The organism is Ruegeria sp. CK2, assembly GCF_056536585.1.
On record NZ_JBQFPW010000004.1, the window covers coordinates 17,275 to 35,181 of the forward strand.

18 protein-coding genes are annotated in these 17,907 nt (G+C 57.8%); 5 read left to right on the top strand and 13 right to left on the bottom strand.

What is annotated here, in order from left to right; genetic code table 11:
- Window positions 1–2: 2 nt before the first annotated feature.
- From ACR0BU_RS07740 to ACR0BU_RS07770, 7 genes are all read right to left on the bottom strand, one after another.
- Complete coding sequence (locus ACR0BU_RS07740) at window positions 3–2,204, bottom strand: 3-hydroxyacyl-CoA dehydrogenase NAD-binding domain-containing protein (RefSeq protein ID WP_480736700.1); 2,202 nt, start codon at window positions 2,202–2,204, stop codon at window positions 3–5.
- A complete protein-coding gene (locus ACR0BU_RS07745; RefSeq protein WP_480736701.1) occupies window positions 2,197–2,685 on the bottom strand; it encodes a cupin domain-containing protein in 489 nt (162 codons plus the stop codon). The genes ACR0BU_RS07740 and ACR0BU_RS07745 overlap by 8 nt, the downstream gene beginning before the upstream one ends.
- On the bottom strand, window positions 2,685–3,896 hold the full coding sequence (locus tag ACR0BU_RS07750) for an acetyl-CoA C-acetyltransferase (protein WP_299076566.1): 1,212 nt from the start codon (window positions 3,894–3,896) through the stop codon (window positions 2,685–2,687). The genes ACR0BU_RS07745 and ACR0BU_RS07750 overlap by 1 nt, the downstream gene beginning before the upstream one ends.
- Window positions 3,897–3,907: 11 nt before the next feature.
- Entirely contained in the window at window positions 3,908–4,546 is a 639-nt protein-coding gene (locus tag ACR0BU_RS07755; RefSeq protein ID WP_480736703.1) for a glutathione S-transferase family protein, read from the bottom strand.
- A gap of 404 nt (window positions 4,547–4,950) precedes the next feature.
- Window positions 4,951–6,732 carry an acyl-CoA dehydrogenase C-terminal domain-containing protein gene (locus ACR0BU_RS07760; protein WP_480736706.1) on the bottom strand — a complete coding sequence of 594 codons (1,782 nt, stop codon included), beginning with the start codon at window positions 6,730–6,732 and terminating at the stop codon, window positions 4,951–4,953.
- A gap of 48 nt (window positions 6,733–6,780) precedes the next feature.
- Entirely contained in the window at window positions 6,781–7,182 is a 402-nt protein-coding gene (locus ACR0BU_RS07765) for a MerR family transcriptional regulator (RefSeq protein ID WP_120636255.1), read from the bottom strand.
- A 275-nt stretch (window positions 7,183–7,457) separates the two neighbouring features.
- A complete protein-coding gene (locus ACR0BU_RS07770) occupies window positions 7,458–7,826 on the bottom strand; it encodes a MerR family transcriptional regulator (protein WP_298936773.1) in 369 nt (122 codons plus the stop codon).
- A 115-nt stretch (window positions 7,827–7,941) separates the two neighbouring features.
- Here ACR0BU_RS07770 and ACR0BU_RS07775 point away from each other — a divergent pair, with 115 nt between their 5' ends.
- Genes ACR0BU_RS07775 through ACR0BU_RS07785 form a run of 3 tightly spaced genes read left to right on the top strand, consistent with a single transcriptional unit; the run spans window position 7,942 to window position 10,201 of the window.
- Complete coding sequence (locus tag ACR0BU_RS07775) at window positions 7,942–8,361, top strand: PaaI family thioesterase (protein ID WP_299076557.1); 420 nt, start codon at window positions 7,942–7,944, stop codon at window positions 8,359–8,361.
- A gap of 1 nt (window position 8,362) precedes the next feature.
- Complete coding sequence (locus ACR0BU_RS07780; protein ID WP_298936771.1) at window positions 8,363–8,881, top strand: PaaI family thioesterase; 519 nt, start codon at window positions 8,363–8,365, stop codon at window positions 8,879–8,881.
- Window positions 8,882–8,884: 3 nt separating this feature from the next.
- Window positions 8,885–10,201 carry an MATE family efflux transporter gene (locus tag ACR0BU_RS07785; RefSeq protein ID WP_480736708.1) on the top strand — a complete coding sequence of 439 codons (1,317 nt, stop codon included), beginning with the start codon at window positions 8,885–8,887 and terminating at the stop codon, window positions 10,199–10,201.
- Here ACR0BU_RS07785 and arsC read toward each other — a convergent pair.
- From arsC to ACR0BU_RS07805, 4 genes are read right to left on the bottom strand one after another with little or no spacing between them, the layout of a single operon-like run.
- On the bottom strand, window positions 10,198–10,539 hold the full coding sequence (gene arsC / locus ACR0BU_RS07790) for an arsenate reductase (glutaredoxin) (RefSeq protein WP_480736709.1): 342 nt from the start codon (window positions 10,537–10,539) through the stop codon (window positions 10,198–10,200). The two genes, ACR0BU_RS07785 and arsC, sit on opposite strands and share 4 nt — an antisense overlap.
- On the bottom strand, window positions 10,536–11,594 hold the full coding sequence (locus ACR0BU_RS07795; RefSeq protein WP_480736711.1) for a quinone-dependent dihydroorotate dehydrogenase: 1,059 nt from the start codon (window positions 11,592–11,594) through the stop codon (window positions 10,536–10,538). Before ACR0BU_RS07795 ends, arsC begins: the two co-directional genes overlap by 4 nt.
- Window positions 11,591–12,022 carry a DUF1330 domain-containing protein gene (locus ACR0BU_RS07800; RefSeq protein ID WP_480736713.1) on the bottom strand — a complete coding sequence of 144 codons (432 nt, stop codon included), beginning with the start codon at window positions 12,020–12,022 and terminating at the stop codon, window positions 11,591–11,593. Before ACR0BU_RS07800 ends, ACR0BU_RS07795 begins: the two co-directional genes overlap by 4 nt.
- Window positions 12,019–12,357, bottom strand: a complete 339-nt coding sequence (locus tag ACR0BU_RS07805) for a DUF952 domain-containing protein (protein ID WP_480736714.1) — start codon at window positions 12,355–12,357, stop codon at window positions 12,019–12,021. Before ACR0BU_RS07805 ends, ACR0BU_RS07800 begins: the two co-directional genes overlap by 4 nt.
- 108 nt (window positions 12,358–12,465) lie before the next feature.
- Here ACR0BU_RS07805 and ACR0BU_RS07810 point away from each other — a divergent pair, with 108 nt between their 5' ends.
- Complete coding sequence (locus ACR0BU_RS07810) at window positions 12,466–14,043, top strand: bifunctional metallophosphatase/5'-nucleotidase (RefSeq protein WP_480736715.1); 1,578 nt, start codon at window positions 12,466–12,468, stop codon at window positions 14,041–14,043.
- A 267-nt stretch (window positions 14,044–14,310) separates the two neighbouring features.
- Window positions 14,311–15,363 carry a tRNA 2-selenouridine(34) synthase MnmH gene (gene mnmH / locus ACR0BU_RS07815; RefSeq protein ID WP_299076539.1) on the top strand — a complete coding sequence of 351 codons (1,053 nt, stop codon included), beginning with the start codon at window positions 14,311–14,313 and terminating at the stop codon, window positions 15,361–15,363.
- On the opposite strand, the gene selD is transcribed toward mnmH, so the two are convergent.
- Together selD and ACR0BU_RS07825 are read right to left on the bottom strand one after the other, a co-directional pair.
- Window positions 15,354–17,513 carry a selenide, water dikinase SelD gene (selD, locus tag ACR0BU_RS07820; protein ID WP_480736717.1) on the bottom strand — a complete coding sequence of 720 codons (2,160 nt, stop codon included), beginning with the start codon at window positions 17,511–17,513 and terminating at the stop codon, window positions 15,354–15,356. The two genes, mnmH and selD, sit on opposite strands and share 10 nt — an antisense overlap.
- 5 nt (window positions 17,514–17,518) lie before the next feature.
- Entirely contained in the window at window positions 17,519–17,905 is a 387-nt protein-coding gene (locus tag ACR0BU_RS07825) for a Na+/H+ antiporter subunit G (RefSeq protein ID WP_298936762.1), read from the bottom strand.
- Window positions 17,906–17,907: the final 2 nt, after the last annotated feature.

Sequence of the window (17,907 nt, forward strand, 5' to 3'; positions counted from 1 at the left end):
TTTCAAGCGGCTTTGGCTTCAGGGTCAAAGCGGCCATAGAAGCTTTGGCCTTTCTCTGCCATCTCGCGCAGCAGCGGTGGGCATGCAAACCGGTCTCCATACGCTTCTGTCAACTGGTCACAGCGCTCGGCCGCGTAAGGTGTGCCGATGATGTCCAGCCAGCTCAGCGGACCACCGGACCATGGCGCAAAGCCCCAACCCAGGATGGCGCCAACATCGCCTTCGCGGATGTCTTCCAGAACGCCTTCTTCCAGCGCGCGAACGGCTTCCAGAACCTGCGCAAACATCAAGCGTTGCTGCACTTCGATCAGTTCAGGCTGATCCTCTGCCAGCGGATACTTGTCCTGCAGACCTTTCCAGTATTCGGTGCGCTTACCCTTTTCGTCATAATCGAAGAAGCCAGCACTTGCCTTGCGGCCAAGGCGGCCCTGTTCTTCCATCCAGAAGATCAGATCGTCAGACGGGCTTTCTGGATAGGCGTTGCCCATCGCCGCTTTGGTCGCACGAGCGATCTTGGCACCCAGATCAATCGAGGTTTCGTCGGTCAGCTGGATCGGACCAACCGGGAAACCCAACTGACGTGCCGCATTGTCGATCAGGATCGGGCTAACCCCCTCGGTGATCATGCGCGCGCCTTCGTTGATGTAAGGGATGATGCAGCGGTTCGCGTAGAAGAAGCGCGCATCGTTGACCACGATCGGTGTCTTGCGGATTTGCCGCACGTAGTCCAGCGCCTTGGCGACCGCGCGATCACCGGTTTCTTTGCCTTTGATGATCTCGACCAGGAACATCTTTTCGACCGGCGAGAAGAAGTGGATGCCAATGAACTGATCCGAACGCACCGAGGCTTTCGCCAGATCAGAGATTGGCAGCGTCGAAGTGTTCGAGGCAAAGATGCAATCCTCGGGGATGATTGCCTCGACCTTTTTGGTCATCTCGGCCTTCACACCCATATCTTCGAACACGGCCTCGATGATCAGATCGCAGCCTTTGAGATTGTCCAGATCCGGCGTCGCGGTGATGCGACCCAGCATGGCTTCTTTCTTTTCAGCTGTGACCTTGCCGCGCTTCATACCCTTATCCAGATAGGTCTCGGTATAGGCTTTACCCTTGTCCGCGGCTTCCTGATCGCGGTCGACCAGAACCACTTCCATTCCGGCCTGAGCGGATACCAGCGCGATACCCGCACCCATCATGCCCGCACCCAGAACGCCGATCTTCTTGACCGACTGATCCGGTACACCAGCGGGACGCACAGCGCCCTTTTCCAGTGCTTCCTTGTTCAGGAACAGCGACCGGATCATCGCGCCCGACGACGGATTCATCAGCACGGAAGTGAACCAGCGCGCCTCGATTTTCAGGGCTGTGTCGAAATCAACCAGCGCCCCTTCGTAAACTGCGCTCAGCAGAGCCTTGGCAGCTGGGAAGGCGCCCTGGGTCTTGCCATGCACCATCGCCGAGGCGCCGACGAAGTTCATGAAACCAGCTGGATGGTAGGGCGCGCCTCCGGGCATTTTGTAACCTTTGGCATCCCAAGGCTTGACGATATCCGCATCTTTGGCGTTCAGTACCCATTCCTTGGCGGCTGCAAGCGGATCGGCGGCGATCTCGTCAATGTACCCTGCGCCTTTGGCCTTTTTTACGTCCAGCATCTTGCCTTCCAGTAGGAGCGGTGCAGCCGCGATGGCGCCGACCTTGCGCACCATACGGGTGGTGCCGCCTGCGCCGGGGAAGATGCCGACCATGATTTCGGGCAGGCCATATTTCGCCTTGGGGTTTTCGGCCGCAAAGATGCGATGTGTGGACAGGGGAAGTTCCATGCCAATACCTGCGGCGGTGCCCGGCAGGGCGGTGGCAATCGGCTTGCCGCCCTTCTTGGTCTTGGCGTCCATACCGGCCATTTCGATCTTGCGCAGCAGGGCGTGCATCCGCATCGTGCCATCAAATAGGCCCTTGGCGGGATTGTCGCCCGCTTCTTCCTTCATCACGGCCAGCAGGTTCAGGTCCATTCCGCCTGCGAAAGAGCCTTCTTTGCCGGACGTTACGACGATGCCTTTGACATCCTCATCGGCCAGAGCATGATCGATGCAATCGCTCAGCTGTGCAAGACCGTCAAAGGACATCACATTCATGGTTTTGCCGGGGACGTCCCAAGTGATAGTGGCGACGCCGTCCGCGTCTTTGCTCAGAGTGAAATCAGTCATTGCCATCTCCAATTTGGTCAGCCGTCAGCGGGCTGCCATCTTTGCGGGTGAAAGAGAATCCGTTCTCATCATCCTTCACCATCATGTCTAAATCGCTGTAATAGCCGGTCTCGGTCGGGGTCCGTGTGCCCACCACCAGAAAGGTCATGGGCGCATCGGTCTTGTTCACAAGGTGATGGCCGTTAGCTTCACCTGCGGGCCAGGCGGCGCAATCACCGGGCTGCATATCGTGTTCGCCATCATTGTCGATCAGCGTGCAAGAGCCGCTGAGGATGATGGCAAACTCGTCCTGCTCCATGTGGTAATGGCGCAGCGAAGACAGGCCCTGCGGTTCCAACCGCACGATATTGACCCCGTATTGAGACAGGCCACCTGCATCGCCGACGCGCTGGGCGAAACGACCTGCGGTTGCTTCGGCCAGCTTGCCGGGATAGGACGAGCCACCTTGAAACGGGATCTGAGAGAGGTCCAGCTTGGGCATCAGACGCGCTCAATGATAGTCGCCGCACCCATTCCAGAGGCGATGCACAGCGTTGCGAGGCCAGCTTCTTTGTCCTGACGCTCAAGCTCATCCAGCAGGGCACCGATGATCATTGCGCCGGTGGCACCCAACGGGTGGCCCATTGCAATCGAGCCGCCGTTGACGTTCACTACGCCGGGGTCAACATCAAACGCCTGCTGGAACCGCAACACGACCGAGGCGAAGGCTTCGTTCACTTCGAACAGGTCCAGATCGCTGATCTTCATGCCGTTATCGGCCAAGATTTTCTCGGTCACTGGAACCGGGCCGGTCAGCATGATGGTTGGATCGGTGCCGATCTTGGCAGTCGCCTTGATACGGGCACGCGGTTTCAATCCGTACTTTTCGCCGAATTCCTTGTTGCCGATCAGAACCGCTGCCGCACCGTCCACAATACCCGAGCTGTTGCCGGCGTGGTGGATGTGGTTCACGCGCTCAAGATGCGGGTACTTCAGCATTGCCACCTTGTCGAATCCAGGCATCTGCTCGCCCATCATCTGGAAGGACGGGTTCAACGCGCCAAGGCTTTGCATGTCTGTGCCGGGGCGCATGTATTCGTCGCGGTCAAGAATGGTCAGGCCGTTTTGATCCTTGACGGTGATCACAGACTTTTCAAAGCGGTTGTCTTCCCAAGCCGCCGCCGCACGTTTCTGCGATTCAACCGCCAGCGCGTCTGCGTCATCACGGGTGAAACCGTACTCAGTGGCGATGATATCGGCCGAGATACCCTGTGGCACAAAATAAGTGCCCATCGCCAGTGAAGGATCAACGGCAATCGCCGCGCCGTCGCTGCCCATTGCCACACGGCCCATCATCTCAACACCACCAGCGATGTAAGCTTGGCCTGCGCCGCCTTTGACCTGGTTTGCGGCCAGGTTCACGGCCTCCATGCCAGATGCGCAGAAGCGGTTGATCGCCAGACCGGGGATCGATTGGTCCAGATCCGAGGCCAGAACTGCCGAGCGCGCCAGACAGCCGCCTTGTTCCATCACCTGCGTGACGTTACCCCAGATCACATCCTCAACGGCGTGGCCTTCCAGGTTGTTGCGCTCTTTCATGGCGTTTAGGGTCACGGCGGACAGGCGCACCGAGGTCACCTCGTGCAGGCTGCCATCCTTACGGCCCTTGCCGCGTGGAGTGCGCAGGGCGTCATAGATATATGCTTCAGTCATGGGGTCTCTCCTTAAGCGCGATCCGACGGGTTGCCGGGCATCAGGTCATAGGGGTGTTTCCAACCAGGCTGCTCGGATAGACGAGTCAGCCAGGCGTCGATATGAGGCCAGTCGGCGCGGTCAAAGCCGAAAGGTTCGGGGTAATACAGATAGCCGCAGCAACTAAGATCGGCGTTGGTCACTCGGTCGCCAACGATCCAGTCGCGGCCGTTCAGATGATTGTTCAGAACGTCGTAGGCCGCTTTCAAACGCCCTTGATTGAAGGTGATGACATCCGGGTTGCGGTGTTCTTCGGGCAGAAAGTTGATCAGAAATCGGGTCAAGCCTGCCATCGAACTAAGCTTGTGGTTGTCCCACAGCACCCAGCGCAGAATGTCGTAGTTCTCTTCCCTTGTCTTGCCGCCGAACTTGCCGGATTTCTCGGTTACATAGGCCTGAACAGCGCCCGATTGACTGGTGCGGAATTCACCGTCGATAAGAACCGGAGCCTCGCCCAACTCATTGACCTCAGAACGGTATTCGGGTGTGCGCGTGACGCCTTTGAAGAAATCGACGAAGACTGGCTCCCACTCCAGGCCGGACATCTCGAGCGCCAACGCGGCCTTGTAGGAGTTTCCACTTTCTCCAAAACAATGAAGTTTGATGGTCATGCGATCGCCCCTCCCAAGGCGCTTTTGGCTCAGCCGGAATTGAGTATTTTTGAAAAGATGAAGGTTTAACAGTAACCTTTGATCAACCTTCTTCCAGTTCAATGGTTGTGCGGTACAGGCTGGAGAGCCGATGGCCGCAAAAGGTGAAGTCGTCCCTGTCCTGATGGCGAGTGCGCCCGGTGGCAGGGGCGCGTCTGATCTTCATCTTTTCACAAATACTCCCGCCGGAGGCATCCGGCCTTCAGATTGCCGCTGGTCGATGAGTGGTTCGAACTGCTTTTATCCTTTCGTACTCTTAGTCAGGAATTGAAGGCGTTCAGGCGCGCGGTCAGACCAAAGCACATTGCCATTCATGTCCACATGTATCCTGGGTCCGGGTGATTTCACCCGAACCCAGTTTGAGATCAGAAGTCTGCTGCGTCCAGAGCCATAACCGTGTCCGCGCCGGTCTGAATACGCGCCAGGTGCATGCCCGTAGCAGGCAGGCGACGCGCCATGTAGAAACGACCGGTGTTGATCTTGGTTTCGTAGAAGTCTTTGTCCGATGCGCCACTGTCCAAGGCTTCCTGAGCGGCTTTGGCCATATGTGCCCACATCAAACCCAGGCAAACATGACCGAACATGTGCATGAAGTCGTACGAGCCAGACAGGGCGTTGTTCGGGTTTTTCATACCTTCCTGCATGAAATACATGCCAGCGGCCTGCAGATCCTTCGACGCGGCTTTCAACGGTTCGATGAAGGCCTTGTCATAGGCTTCGTCTTTGCCGGCGTTTTCCTTGCAGAAGGTTTTGACCATGTCGAAGAAGGCCATGACGTGCTTGCCGCCATCCTGCGCCAGCTTGCGACCGACGAGATCCAGCGCCTGGACGCCGTTGGCTCCTTCGTAGATCATCGCGATGCGAGCGTCGCGGGTGTATTGCGACATGCCCCATTCTTCAATGTAGCCATGTCCACCGTAGACCTGCTGGGCCTGAACGGTCATGTCGTAGCCTTCATCGGTCAGGAAACCCTTGATAACGGGCGTCAGCAACGAAATCAGGCCGTCCGCATCCTTGTCGTTGGACCGATGCGCCTTGTCGATCATCGACGCGCCCCACAGGATGAATGCACGAGCGCCTTCGGTGAAGCTTTTCTGGTCCATCAGATTGCGACGAATGTCGGGGTGCACGATCAGGGGGTCGGCAGGACCGTCCGGATTCTTTGCACCGGTCACATCACGACCTTGCAGGCGATCCTTGGCGTACTCCAAAGCGTTTTGATAAGCAGCTTCGGCTTGGGACAGGCCCTGCATGCCGACACCCAGACGCGCTTCGTTCATCATGGTGAACATCGCGCGCATGCCTTTGTGCTCGTCGCCCAACAGCCAACCGGTGGCTTCGTCATAGTTCATGACGCAGGTTGAGTTGCCGTGGATGCCCATCTTCTCTTCGATCTTACCGACCGAGACACCGTTACGCTCACCGACTGAACCGTCTTCTTTGACAAGAAACTTGGGCACGATGAACAGGGAGACACCCTTGATACCGTCGGGCCCGCCGGGGATCTTCGCCAGCACCAGATGGATAACGTTGTTGGCCATGTCGTGATCACCGGCCGAGATGAAAATCTTCTGTCCGGAAATCTTGTAGCTGCCATCGCCTTGCGGTTCTGCCTTGGTCCGCATCATACCCAGGTCGGTTCCGCAATGCGGTTCCGTCAGGTTCATCGTGCCGGTCCATTCACAGCTGACCATGTTTGGCAGGTATTTGTCTTTCTGCTCGTCGGTTCCGTGCGCCAGAATGGCCGAGGCCGCACCATGGGTCAGGCCCTGATACATCACAAACGCCTGATTGGCGCCCGAGAACATCTCACCCACGGCTGTACCCAGCACATAGGGCATGTTCTGGCCTCCATACTCTTCCGGCATGTCGAGGCCAGGCCAGCCACCTTCCTTCATCTGCTCGAAGGCTTCTTTGAACCCTGTGGGCGTATAAACAACGCCGTTTTCCAGGCGGCAGCCTTCGGTATCGCCGACCACGTTCAGCGGATGCAGAACGTTGGTGGCGACTTTGCCTGCTTCTTCCAGAACAGCGCCGGTAAACTCGGCTTCAAGTTCGTTGTATCCCGGAATATTTGATTCCGAGATTTTCAGAACGTTATGCAGTATGAACTGCGTGTCTTTTGTTGGCGCGTTATAGACGGGCATGTGAAGCTCCCTTAATTCATATGTCCGGGTGACAGGCAGTCGAGAGGTTTACTCGGCGGCCTTCTTTTCCTGTTTCATCGAGGCAATGACTTTTTCGCCCCAACGCAACTGCTCTTTCAGATCGTCGATCGCTTGTGTCAGTTCTTCACGGCGCGATTCCATGTCCGCCAGGCGCTCGCACGCGATCTCGAATGTGCGGGACATCTGGGTCACCTGTTGGTCACCTACATGGTACAAATCCAGAAGCTGGCGGATCTCTTCCAGGCTAAATCCGAACCGTTTGCCGCGCAGGATCAGCTTGAGCCGGGCGCGGTCGCGTTTGGTGAATAGCCGTTTCTGCCCCTCGCGGTGCGGAAACAAAAGCTCTTTGGCCTCATAGAACCGCAAAGTACGGGGCGTGACGTCATAAGTCTCGCACATCTCGCGGATGGTCATCAGATCTTCAGTCATTCGTCATACTCTCGTCACTGGCATCATGAGCTATGAGTTGCGTAGTTGATACGCGCTTTACAACATGTGAGTGACGTTGACGTAATCCAGACGCTGCGTCACTTCTAAGTTGACGTAACATCTGAACGCGTAAGGAGCTTTTGACGCAGTTTTCTTTCCGTTGCGTCAACCGAATTGATGGCGTTTTTGAGCAGCGCGTCGAATAAATGGATGCGCATTCTTACGGGCGTGTCGGTTTCGAGCGGGGCGATTCTCTATCCCGACAGGGCGCTGTCTCAGCCTATTGACTTAAACGTTTGATCCCGAAGGCGCTTGAGTTCATCCATGGCTTCGTCCAGCTGCTGGCGCTGCTGACGAAGTTCATCCATTTGACGATCGGCCATTTCAACAAAAGTTGCCATCTGCGCCTTGTTCCCCTGATCTTCATAGATCAGCAGCCACTGCCGAATTTCTTCCAGTGGAAAGCCGAATTTGCGCCCACGCATGATAAGCTTCATGCGGGCGCATTCGCGCGGGCCATAGAATCTGGATCGGCCTTCCCGATCGGGCTGCAGCAACTCGATATACTCGTAGTATCGCAGGGTGCGCGGCGTCACGTCGAACTCGGCGCACATCTCTTTGAATGACAAACGTTTGTCGGACATTCCTGGTCTCCTCGCCAGCAACCTAGGGCGTCGTGGCGGCAAGCGCAACAGGTGGGCTTGCCCTTCGATTGGGCTGCGGCTCATAAAGGGGGGCAAGACAACAGGACAAAACCCAATGGTCGACAAGACAGTACTCGCCCGGCAGTTCATCGAGGCGATCCCGCACGCAAGGGCGCTGGGCCTTAAGCTGATGCAGATCGGTGAAGGTGAGGCCGAAATCTCGATGCCGTACAACGAGGATCTGATCGGAGATCCGCGTACTGGCGTCATTCATGGCGGCGCGGTGTCGACCATTCTGGATACCTGCTGCGGCGCTGCTGTGATGAGCCATCCGGCTGCACCTGGCGGCACTGCGACCATCGACCTGCGCATCGACTATATGCGCGCCGCGACGCCGGGGCAGACGATCACTGCCCGGGCCAGTTGCTATCACATAACCCGTAACGTCGCCTTTGTACGGGCGACCGCCATGGACGAAGATCATGACGACCCGGTGGCCACCGCCTCGGGATCTTTCACGGTTGAGGGGAAATAAAATGGCCAGACCCCGCCCCGAACCGATTCAAGTTGTCAAACACCGGCGCGATGCAGCATTGCGCGCGCTGGTGGATGGCGTGCCGTACATCCGTTTCCTCAATATCAGTTTCGATCGGCGAGGAGATGAACTGACAGGTGTCCTGAATTTTGACGACAAACTGATTGGAAACCCTTTGCTGCCCGCCATTCATGGGGGTGTTACCGCTGCTTTCCTGGAGGTCACGGCCGTGATCACCCTGAGTTGGGAGCATATGTTCCCCCGCATCGAAAGCGGTGAGATTGATGCGGATGCCATCATGACTGACAAGAGCATTCGATTTCCCAAAACAATCGACTTTACCGTTGACTACCTACGCTCGGGCCTGCCCCGAGACGCGTACGCGCGGGCGTTCATCAACCGCGCAGGTCGGCGCTATGCTTCAGTACGCGTTGAAGCCTGGCAGGATCACCACAGCAAGCTGTTTGCACAGGGAACGGGTCACTTCCTAATGCCGCAAAACCGCACCGACAAAAGCTGACACATGCAGGACGCGTCGGCACCGATAACCCACCGGCGGGTGCTTAAAGTTGCATTGCCGATTGTTCTGTCGAACGCCACGGTTCCGATCCTGGGGGCTGTGGATACAGGCGTTGTCGGCCAGATGGGCCTTGCGGCACCAATCGGAGCAGTCGGAATCGGCGCAGTGATCTTGTCGACGATCTACTGGATCTTCGGCTTTCTGCGCATGGGTACAACTGGCATGGCGGCCCAGGCGCGCGGGGCTGGGGACGTTGCTGAGACACGCGCCTTGTTGATACGCGGTCTCTTGCTGGGGGTCGCAGCAGGGTTGTTTTTCATCGTCGCGCAGGTTGCCGTTTTTGCTGGCGCTTTTGCGCTTTCCCCGGCCAGCCCCGAGGTCGAGGGGCTGACCCGTGACTACCTTGAGATCCGGATATGGGGCGCGCCTGCCACCATCGCCCTTTATGCAGTCACAGGGTGGTTGATCGCGGTTGAACGAACGCGTGGTGTGTTTGTGCTACAGCTCTGGATGAATGGCCTGAACATCCTGCTGGACCTGTGGTTCGTATTGAGTTTGGGCTGGGGTGTCGAAGGTGTCGCCGTGGCGACATTGATTGCGGAATGGACCGGGCTGGCCTTGGGGTTGTGGCTTTGCCGTGATGCCTTTGAGGGCAAGCTGTGGCGCGACACAGCGCGTATTTTCGACGCCGAGCGTCTGCGTCGGATGCTGCAGGTCAATGGCGACATCATGATCCGTTCGGTTCTGTTGACGGGTTCGTTCACAACCTTCCTGTTCGTCGGTTCTGATCTGGGTGACATCAATTTGGCGGCCAATCAGGTACTGCTTCAGTTTCTGGAAATCACGGCCTTTGCGCTGGATGGCTTTGCCTTCTCTGCCGAGGCGCTGGTTGGTGGTGCCGTTGGGGCCCGCGATCGGTATCAGGTACGGCGCGCCTCTGTGATGGCTTCGCAATGGGGCGTCGGTGGCGCCGTGCTGTTGGGCGCTGTCTTCTTTATAGCAGGGCCTGCATTGATTGATCTTATGTCCACCTCACCCGAGGTGCGCGAAGCCGGGCGAGAATACCTGATCTGGGCCGCGCTTGCCCCGGTGATAGGGGTGGCGAGTTGGATGTTCGATGGGATCTATATTGGGGCGACCTGGACGCGGGCAATGCGGAACGCGATGCTGCAATCCGTGGCGATCTATGTGGTGGCTTTGTTTGTTCTGGTGCCCGCATTTGGTAACCATGGTTTATGGGCTGCGCTTATGGTTCTGAACATTGCACGGGGCGTAACACTGGGCTGGCGCTATCCCAAGCTCGAAGCACAGGTTGCCTAAAGCAAGCCCAGCAGGTTTTCCGGAGGACGCCCAAGCGTGGCTTTTTCGCCTGCAATTGCCAGGGGGCGTTCGATCAGAATCGGGTTCTCAGCCATTGCACGTATCAGGTCCTGTTCTGGTGAGGATTTCGTCAGACCGAGCTCTTTGAACAGCTTTTCACCCGTTCGCATCATTCCAATCGCCGCCACGCCCAGCAGGGTTTGCGCAGTTCGAAGCTCATCCTCCGAAGGCGCATCCTCAAGATACTTCCGCAGCTTGATCTCCGCGCCTTGATCTTCAAGCAAGGCGAGGCCTTCGCGGGACTTCGAACAACGCGGGTTATGCCAGTATTCGATCACAACCAGCCCTCTCTTTTGCTGCCAACGGCTTGCGCCACAGTGTCAAATCCATCGCGGGCAAGCAACTGATCCAGCCCCTGTGCAATGTCCGAGGCCAAGGATAAGCCGCCATAGACCATTGCGGTGTAAAACTGCACCGCCGACGCGCCCGCGCAGATCTTGGCATAAGCCTGTTCCGCAGTGCCGATGCCACCAACACCGATCAATGGAATTGATCCGTTCGTCAATTCGCTAAGCTGGGCCACAACGCGGGTCGATTTTTCAAATAACGGCGCACCGGACAAACCGCCCGCTTCGCCCTTGTGCACGCTGCGCAAACCGTCGCGCGACAGTGTTGTGTTGGTAGCGATCACCCCGTCAACGCCGGTTTCTCGGGCGACCTCGGCGATGTCTTGCAGTTCCGCCGGAGTTAAGTCTGGTGCGACTTTCAGGAACACAGGGATTGTTTGGGGAAGGGTGTCACGGGTTTCGATCACACCGCTCAGCAGCGCGCTCAACGCGGCTTTGCCCTGCAAATCTCGTAGTTTCTCGGTATTGGGCGACGAGACATTGACCGTCGCGAAATCCAGATGTGCGGCGCAGTGTGCCAGCACCTTGGCGAAGTCGCCGGGCCGGTCGTCGCTTTCCTTGTTGGCGCCCAGATTCAGGCCAATCACCGCATTTTTCGGACGGTTGGCCAGTCGCTGGGCCATGATCTTCATGCCGTCATTGTTGAAGCCAAAGCGGTTGATGGCAGCCTTGTGCTCGGTCAACCGAAAAAGGCGCGGCTTTGGGTTTCCGGGCTGCGGTCGTGGTGTGACAGCGCCAACTTCGATGAAGCCGAAACCTGCCTGAGACAGCGGGCCAAGAACCTCACCATTCTTGTCAAATCCAGCGGCCAGTCCAACCGGGTTTGGCAAGTTCAGTCCCGCAACTTGGGTCCGCAGGCGTGGCGAGGTGACCGGGCCCGGGGCAGGAGCCAAACCGGCCTTCAAAGCCTTGATCGATATGGCATGTGCGGTTTCCGGATCCAAGCGATGTAAGGCGGCAAGCACCAGCTTCTCGGTCAGTTTCATCCGAATGCATCCCCACCATCGGCCGAACCGCAGCGGATAAGGCGCGACGTTTCCACTGCGGCCTGACGATGGATCACCGCAGCCTGATAGACTGGGTCGGTTACCATCTCAAGAAACGCATGCGCCGTCGGATAGTGGGCAATGAAGACCTCGTCCCAAATCTCATCTGATGAACCGATCAGGGTGGTTTGGAACTGGCCGCGCCACATGATCGACGCGCCCAGCCGGGCAATGACCGGCGCGGTCGCGGTGCCATAGTTGCGATAGGCTTGCGCGCCCGTCAGGCCCGCTTTGGCCAGATTGTGATCCGCCGGGTAGTTCGCCGTGGTCCGAAACTTGACCATATTCAGCATCTCGATAGGCTGATCCCGATCCAGCGCCTTGAAGGCTTCGAATTGCGCGCGTTCGGGATCGATATAGGCCGTCATACCATCTCCTCAGGGAAGCTATGGTACTGCCCGTCAAAAGGTAAGGGCCGAGACCAGACTACATCCGTCATCTGAATCTGCCGGTAAAGATGTGGGAACTCTGCTCCACCGCGCGAAACCTCCCATTTCAGATCGTGCCCCATTGCCGCTGCATCGCAGGCCAGAAGAACCAGATCTTCGACACCGGCAAAGTGCTTGGCGGCCGTTTCAGCAGCCTGTTCTGCGGACGAGAAATGCACAAACCCGTCGGTTACATCAATCGGCGCACCGTCCGAGGCACCGTTGGCCTGCAGGTGGGCCCATTCGTCGGCCCTAAAAATCTTGTATATCAGCATGACGTGGTGATGCCTCGCAAAGCGAGGGGAATCAAGCCGGATTTCCCCCTTTGACTCTTTCCTTTCCTCAGCGCACGATCTGGGAAAACAACAATAGGGAGTTTTAGTATGTTGACCCGATTTCTGGCTTCGGCCGCCATATTGGGCCTGACCGCAGGTATCGCGGCTGCCGATTACAAGTTGACCATTTTACACACCAACGATTTCCACTCTCGCTTTGAGCCGATCAATAAGTACGACAGCGGCTGCGGTGCCGAGGACAATGCCGAAGGAAACTGCTTCGGTGGATCGGCGCGTCTGGTGACAGCAGTGGAAGAGGCGCGCGGACGGGCAGAAAACTCGATCCTAGTGGACGGCGGCGACCAGTTCCAGGGGTCGCTGTTCTATACCTATTACAAGGGCAAAGTGGCTGCCGAGTTCATGAACAAGTTGGGCTATGACGCGATGACCGTGGGTAACCACGAATTCGACGATGGACCCGAAGTTCTGCGCGGCTTCATTGATTCGGTCGATTTCCCCGTCCTGATGTCGAACGCCAATGTGGCCGACGAAGAGCTGCTGACCGATAAGATAAAGAAGTCGACGGTCATTGAGATTGGTGGCGAGAAGATCGGTCTGATTGGCCTGACACCCGTAGATACGGACGAACTGGCATCGCCTGGTCCGAACGTCACGTTTTCCGATCCGGTACCGGCAGTTCAGGGCGAAGTGGACAGGCTGTCCGCGGAAGGTGTCAACAAAATCGTTGTACTCAGCCATTCGGGCTATGGCGTAGACCAACGCGTTGCACAGGAAACCACCGGCGTTGACGTCATCGTAGGTGGCCATTCGAACACCTATTTGTCCAACGTGTCCGACAAAGCAGCTGGGCCGTATCCGACCGTCGTCAACGGTGTTCAGATCGTTCAGGCCTATGCCTATGGCAAGTTCCTGGGTGAGTTGAATGTGACCTTTGATGATGACGGTAATGTCGTCGAAGCAGCGGGTGAGCCGCTGATCATGGACAACACGGTGACCGAAGATCAGGCCGCACTGGATCGGATCGCCGAACTGGCCGTTCCGCTCGACGAAATCCGCAACAAGGTCGTCGCCAGTTCCGCCGATGCGATCGAAGGCGACCGCGCCATTTGTCGTGTGCAGGAATGTCAAATGGGCAACCTTGTCGCGGATGCCATGCTTGCACGTGTCGCCGACCAGGGTGTTCAGATCGCAATTGCGAATTCGGGCGGTTTGCGGGCATCGATTGACCCGGGCGAAGTCACGATGGGCGAAGTGCTAACCGTCCTGCCGTTCCAGAACACGCTCTCGACCTTTGAGATCAGTGGTCAGGGCGTCATTGATGCGCTGGAGAACGGCGTGAGCCAGGTGGAAGAGGTCAAGGGCCGCTTCCCACAGGTGGCAGGGTTGACCTTTGCATGGGATGCCTCGGTTGCACCCAATGAGGGCCGCGTCAGTGATGTGATGGTGGCCGAAGGCGACGGATTTGTTCCGATTGATCCCGCCGCCACCTACCTGGTTGTGACCAACAACTATGTGCGAAATGGCGGCGACGGATACAGCGTGTTCGAAGGTGACGACAAGAACGCGTATGATTTCGGCCCTGATCTGGCAGATGTGACAGCAGAATATTTGGCGGAAAACGCACCATACCAACCGTATCTGGATGGGCGCATCAAGCAGAAGTAGACTGAATCTGGATTGAGAAAGCCGTGTCATGCTGATGCGGCTTTTTTCCTTCGGGCGCCTTTGGTGTTTGAGCTGGGTAATTGGCCATTGTTTCTGGACGAGGCGGGAAAAGAGGCCGGACGCCTCATGCCGCTGCGCGCTGGTCTACAATCGAGTTGTCCCGAGCGCAAACTCCATCCGTGCCGAAGTATGAGAGCCGGTTGAGGCCCTGGAAGATTGAATCCGAACGGCCTTTCCTTCGTTGATCCAGCGGGCTAGACCGCTCGCATGGCCGTGAAGCTTAACAACCTGACGCATCTCTATTCGCATAGTTTCGACACTGTGATCGACGTGCGCAGTCCGGCTGAATTTGCCGAGGATCATTTGCCCGGTGCGATCAACCTGCCGGTTCTGGACAATGAAGAACGCGCCCGGGTTGGCACGATCTATGTGCAGGAAAGCCCGTTTCTGGCCCGTAAGCTGGGCGCGGCACTGGTGTTTCGCAATGCGGCCAATCACATCGAAAACAACCTCAGCCATCACGAAGGCGGTTGGAGACCATTGGTGTATTGCTGGCGCGGAGGCCAGCGGTCGGGCTCCTTTACGTGGATGCTGCAGCAGATCGGTTGGCGGGCCGAAGTGATTGAGGGCGGTTATCGCAGCTACCGACGGCTGGTAAACGCTTATCTTTATCACGATCCGTTGCCGCACCAGCTGGTGGCTTTGGACGGATACACCGGAACCGCCAAAACCGAAATACTGGGGCAACTGCAAAGGCGCGGCGTGCAGGTTTTGGATCTTGAGGGGTTGGCCAACCATCGGGGGTCGTTGCTCGGGGATATGCCCGGCGGTCAACCGGGACAGAAGGCTTTTGAGTCTGCGTTGTCCGCTGCGTTTTGCGCTTTGGATGTATCCCGCCCGGTCGTGGTCGAAGCGGAATCATCCAAAATCGGCAACCTGATCCTGCCGCCCAGCCTGTGGACTGCACTGTGCGCGGCCCCTCGGGTTCAGATCACGGCCCCGATCGCGGCGCGCACGGCCTATTTGGTTCGCGCCTATGATGACATCCTTTCTGACGCCAAGGGCCTGCGAGATCGGCTGTTGCCACTGCGCTTTCATCGCGGGAATGAGGTTGTGAACGGTTGGCTGCAATTGATCGAGGAAGGCGAAAAACGGGAGCTCACCCGAGCATTGATGGAGAGCCACTACGACCCGTCTTATTTGAAGTCTCGGCGGGCCCGCGACGCAAACGTGCTTGCTCAGGTCCATCTTACAACTTTGGATGACCCGGGGCTGGCAGACGCTGCAGCACGGATTGAAACGCTGCTGACTCAGCTCTGAAAACGCAGCCCCGGTGTTTTTGTCAACTGCCCAATGATCGAGGCCGGGTAGCCCGCGTCGCGCAGATCCCGCAGAACGGTTTCAGCACCATCTGCCGCAACAGCCGCTAGCAGACCTCCAGCAGTTTGCGGATCAAACAAAAGCGCAGCCTTGCCATCGGACGGCAATTCCATTGCGATGGACCTGTTGTCGGCAAAGATCGTCGACCGAATGCCCTGATCGCTCAGATCTTGCGCGCCTTGCATCACCGGGACGCTGAACAGATCGAGCGTTGCGCCACAATCAGAGGCCTCGCAAATGCCTTGCAGGTGACCGGCCAGACCAAACCCGGTCACATCCGTCATGGCGTGTGCGTCCGACAGGATGCTGGCTGCCGCGCTCTGCGGCTGTGTCATATGCTGGAATGCGGCCGTGACCGAGGCTCCGTCTGCTTTGCCGGCCATCTCTGCCGCCATTAACACACCGCTGCCTAAGGGTTTGGTCAGGATCAGGGCATCACCCGGACGACCGCCCGCCAACGTGATCGGATCGTTTTCGCACAGGCCGGTTAAGGTAAACCCGATGGTCATTTCATCACCCATCGAGCTGTGGCCACCCACGATTTCGGCACCGGCTGCCCGCATCACATCATTGGCAATTGTCATGATCTCGGACATGGTGCGATGCTGCAACTCGGCTGACATCCGAGGCAGAATGACTGTCGCGGTAGCTGCTTGTGGCGCGGCCCCCATGGCCCAGATATCCCCCAAGGCGTGCACGGCTGCGATGCGAGTCATCAGGGCCGGATCCAGTGTGAAGGCGCGCAGGTGGTCCGAGGTCATAACCTGCCGCGTGCCGCCGGTTAGCAGCACTGCGGCGTCATCGCCGGGCAGCGAGATGACATCGGATCGCTCAGGTGGGGATAATGCTTGCAGAGCAGACCGCAGAGCACCGCGCCCGACTTTAGCGCCGCACCCTCCGCACATGGGTTTGTCACCCAAGGTCTCGCGCAGGCCGGACGCATGATCGCGGGGCAGGAGCGACGGTCGCATTTGCGGCAAATCGCGAAACTTGTTCATGAAGCTCTGATCGATGTGGTTCTTCCATGTCCACATTAATGGGCCGCTGAAAGATGTTCCAAGACGTTCGGCCAGCGCGGATTTTCGACCCAGTGAGATCAGTTTAAGGTAATCTTTCTGAGGGGCATACCGTTTCATTCTACCAGCGCCCAGAGCGGCCCGCAGATTGTTGAAAAGGATCGGCGCCTCGCGCACCGCGTATACGCCAGCTTTGGGACGTGGGTTTTCCGTGAGATGCACGCAATCGCCAGCGGCAAAAACCGCCGGATCACTGGATTGCAAATGCCCGTTCACTTGAAAGTACCCGTTCTGCAAGTCCAGGCCGGTGTTTGCGATCCAGTCATAGGGGCGGGCCCCGGCTGCGCCGGTGACAAATGTTGCAGGGATTTGGCGACCGTCTTCCAGCTCCACATGATCTTTGGCTATGCGCGCGATCGAGGTGTGCTCTATCACATCAACACCAAGATCGGTCATTGCGTTCCGGATTGTTGCCGCCGCTTTCTGATTTGTCGCGGTGAGGACCGATGCATTGTCGATCAGCGTCACTTGCGACGCTCGTCCTTTGGCCTTTAGTGCATGTGCCATTGCCATGGCCAGTTCAACGCCCGCAACGCCGCCGCCGATAACCACAATCGCGGCCGATCCGCTACCTTCCAGATACGCGGCCCAACACGCAGCCAACCGCCCCAAAGGCTTGGCGGGCACAGCATGGTCGGCAAAGCCTGTCAACGAAGGCATTTTTGATGTAATGCCAACATTGACGGATGCGACATCGAACGCCACCGGGGGACGCCCGGGCACGTGAATTTCTCGCTTTTGGGTGTCGATCCCGTTCACAGCCCCTAAGACCACCCTGGCCCCGGCAAACCGCGCCAGTCTGACCAGATCGATATCCAGTTCCGAACGCTCATAGTGACCGGCGACAAACCCTGGCAACATGCCCGAATACGGCGCGGTGGGTCCGGGATTGATCAAGGTTAAGCGGGCACCTGGCAGGGGCTTCATGCCCCACTTTCGCAACACCAGCGCGTGCGTGTGTCCTCCGCCAATCAGAACCAGATCGCGGGTCAGGGGCAGCGGGGGAGTGTGCATTTGTCTCAGTTCGTGCTGTGGTCGGGGACGTCTTCGACCTGCTCGACCGCGTGGGTGGCCCAAAGCTCATCCTCGCCCGCATCCGGCAGGTCCTCGGGCTTTTCATGACGGTGAATGTGCCATTTGGCAATGAACAGGGCCGTGATCGGGGCAGTGAGGAACAAAAACAAGGTGATCAGCAGCTCGTGCAGCGACAGATGCCCTTCGATCAGGACGGAATGGCAGATCGAGGCCAAAAGAACGCCGCCCACACCGAGGGTTGTCGCCTTGGTCGGAGCATGCAGGCGAGACATCGGATCCTTCAGCTTGATCATGCCAAACGAGCCGACAAAACCGAATATGCCCGAAACGATAAGGAAGAATGCGATCAGAAGTTCGAAGATAAATTCCATCA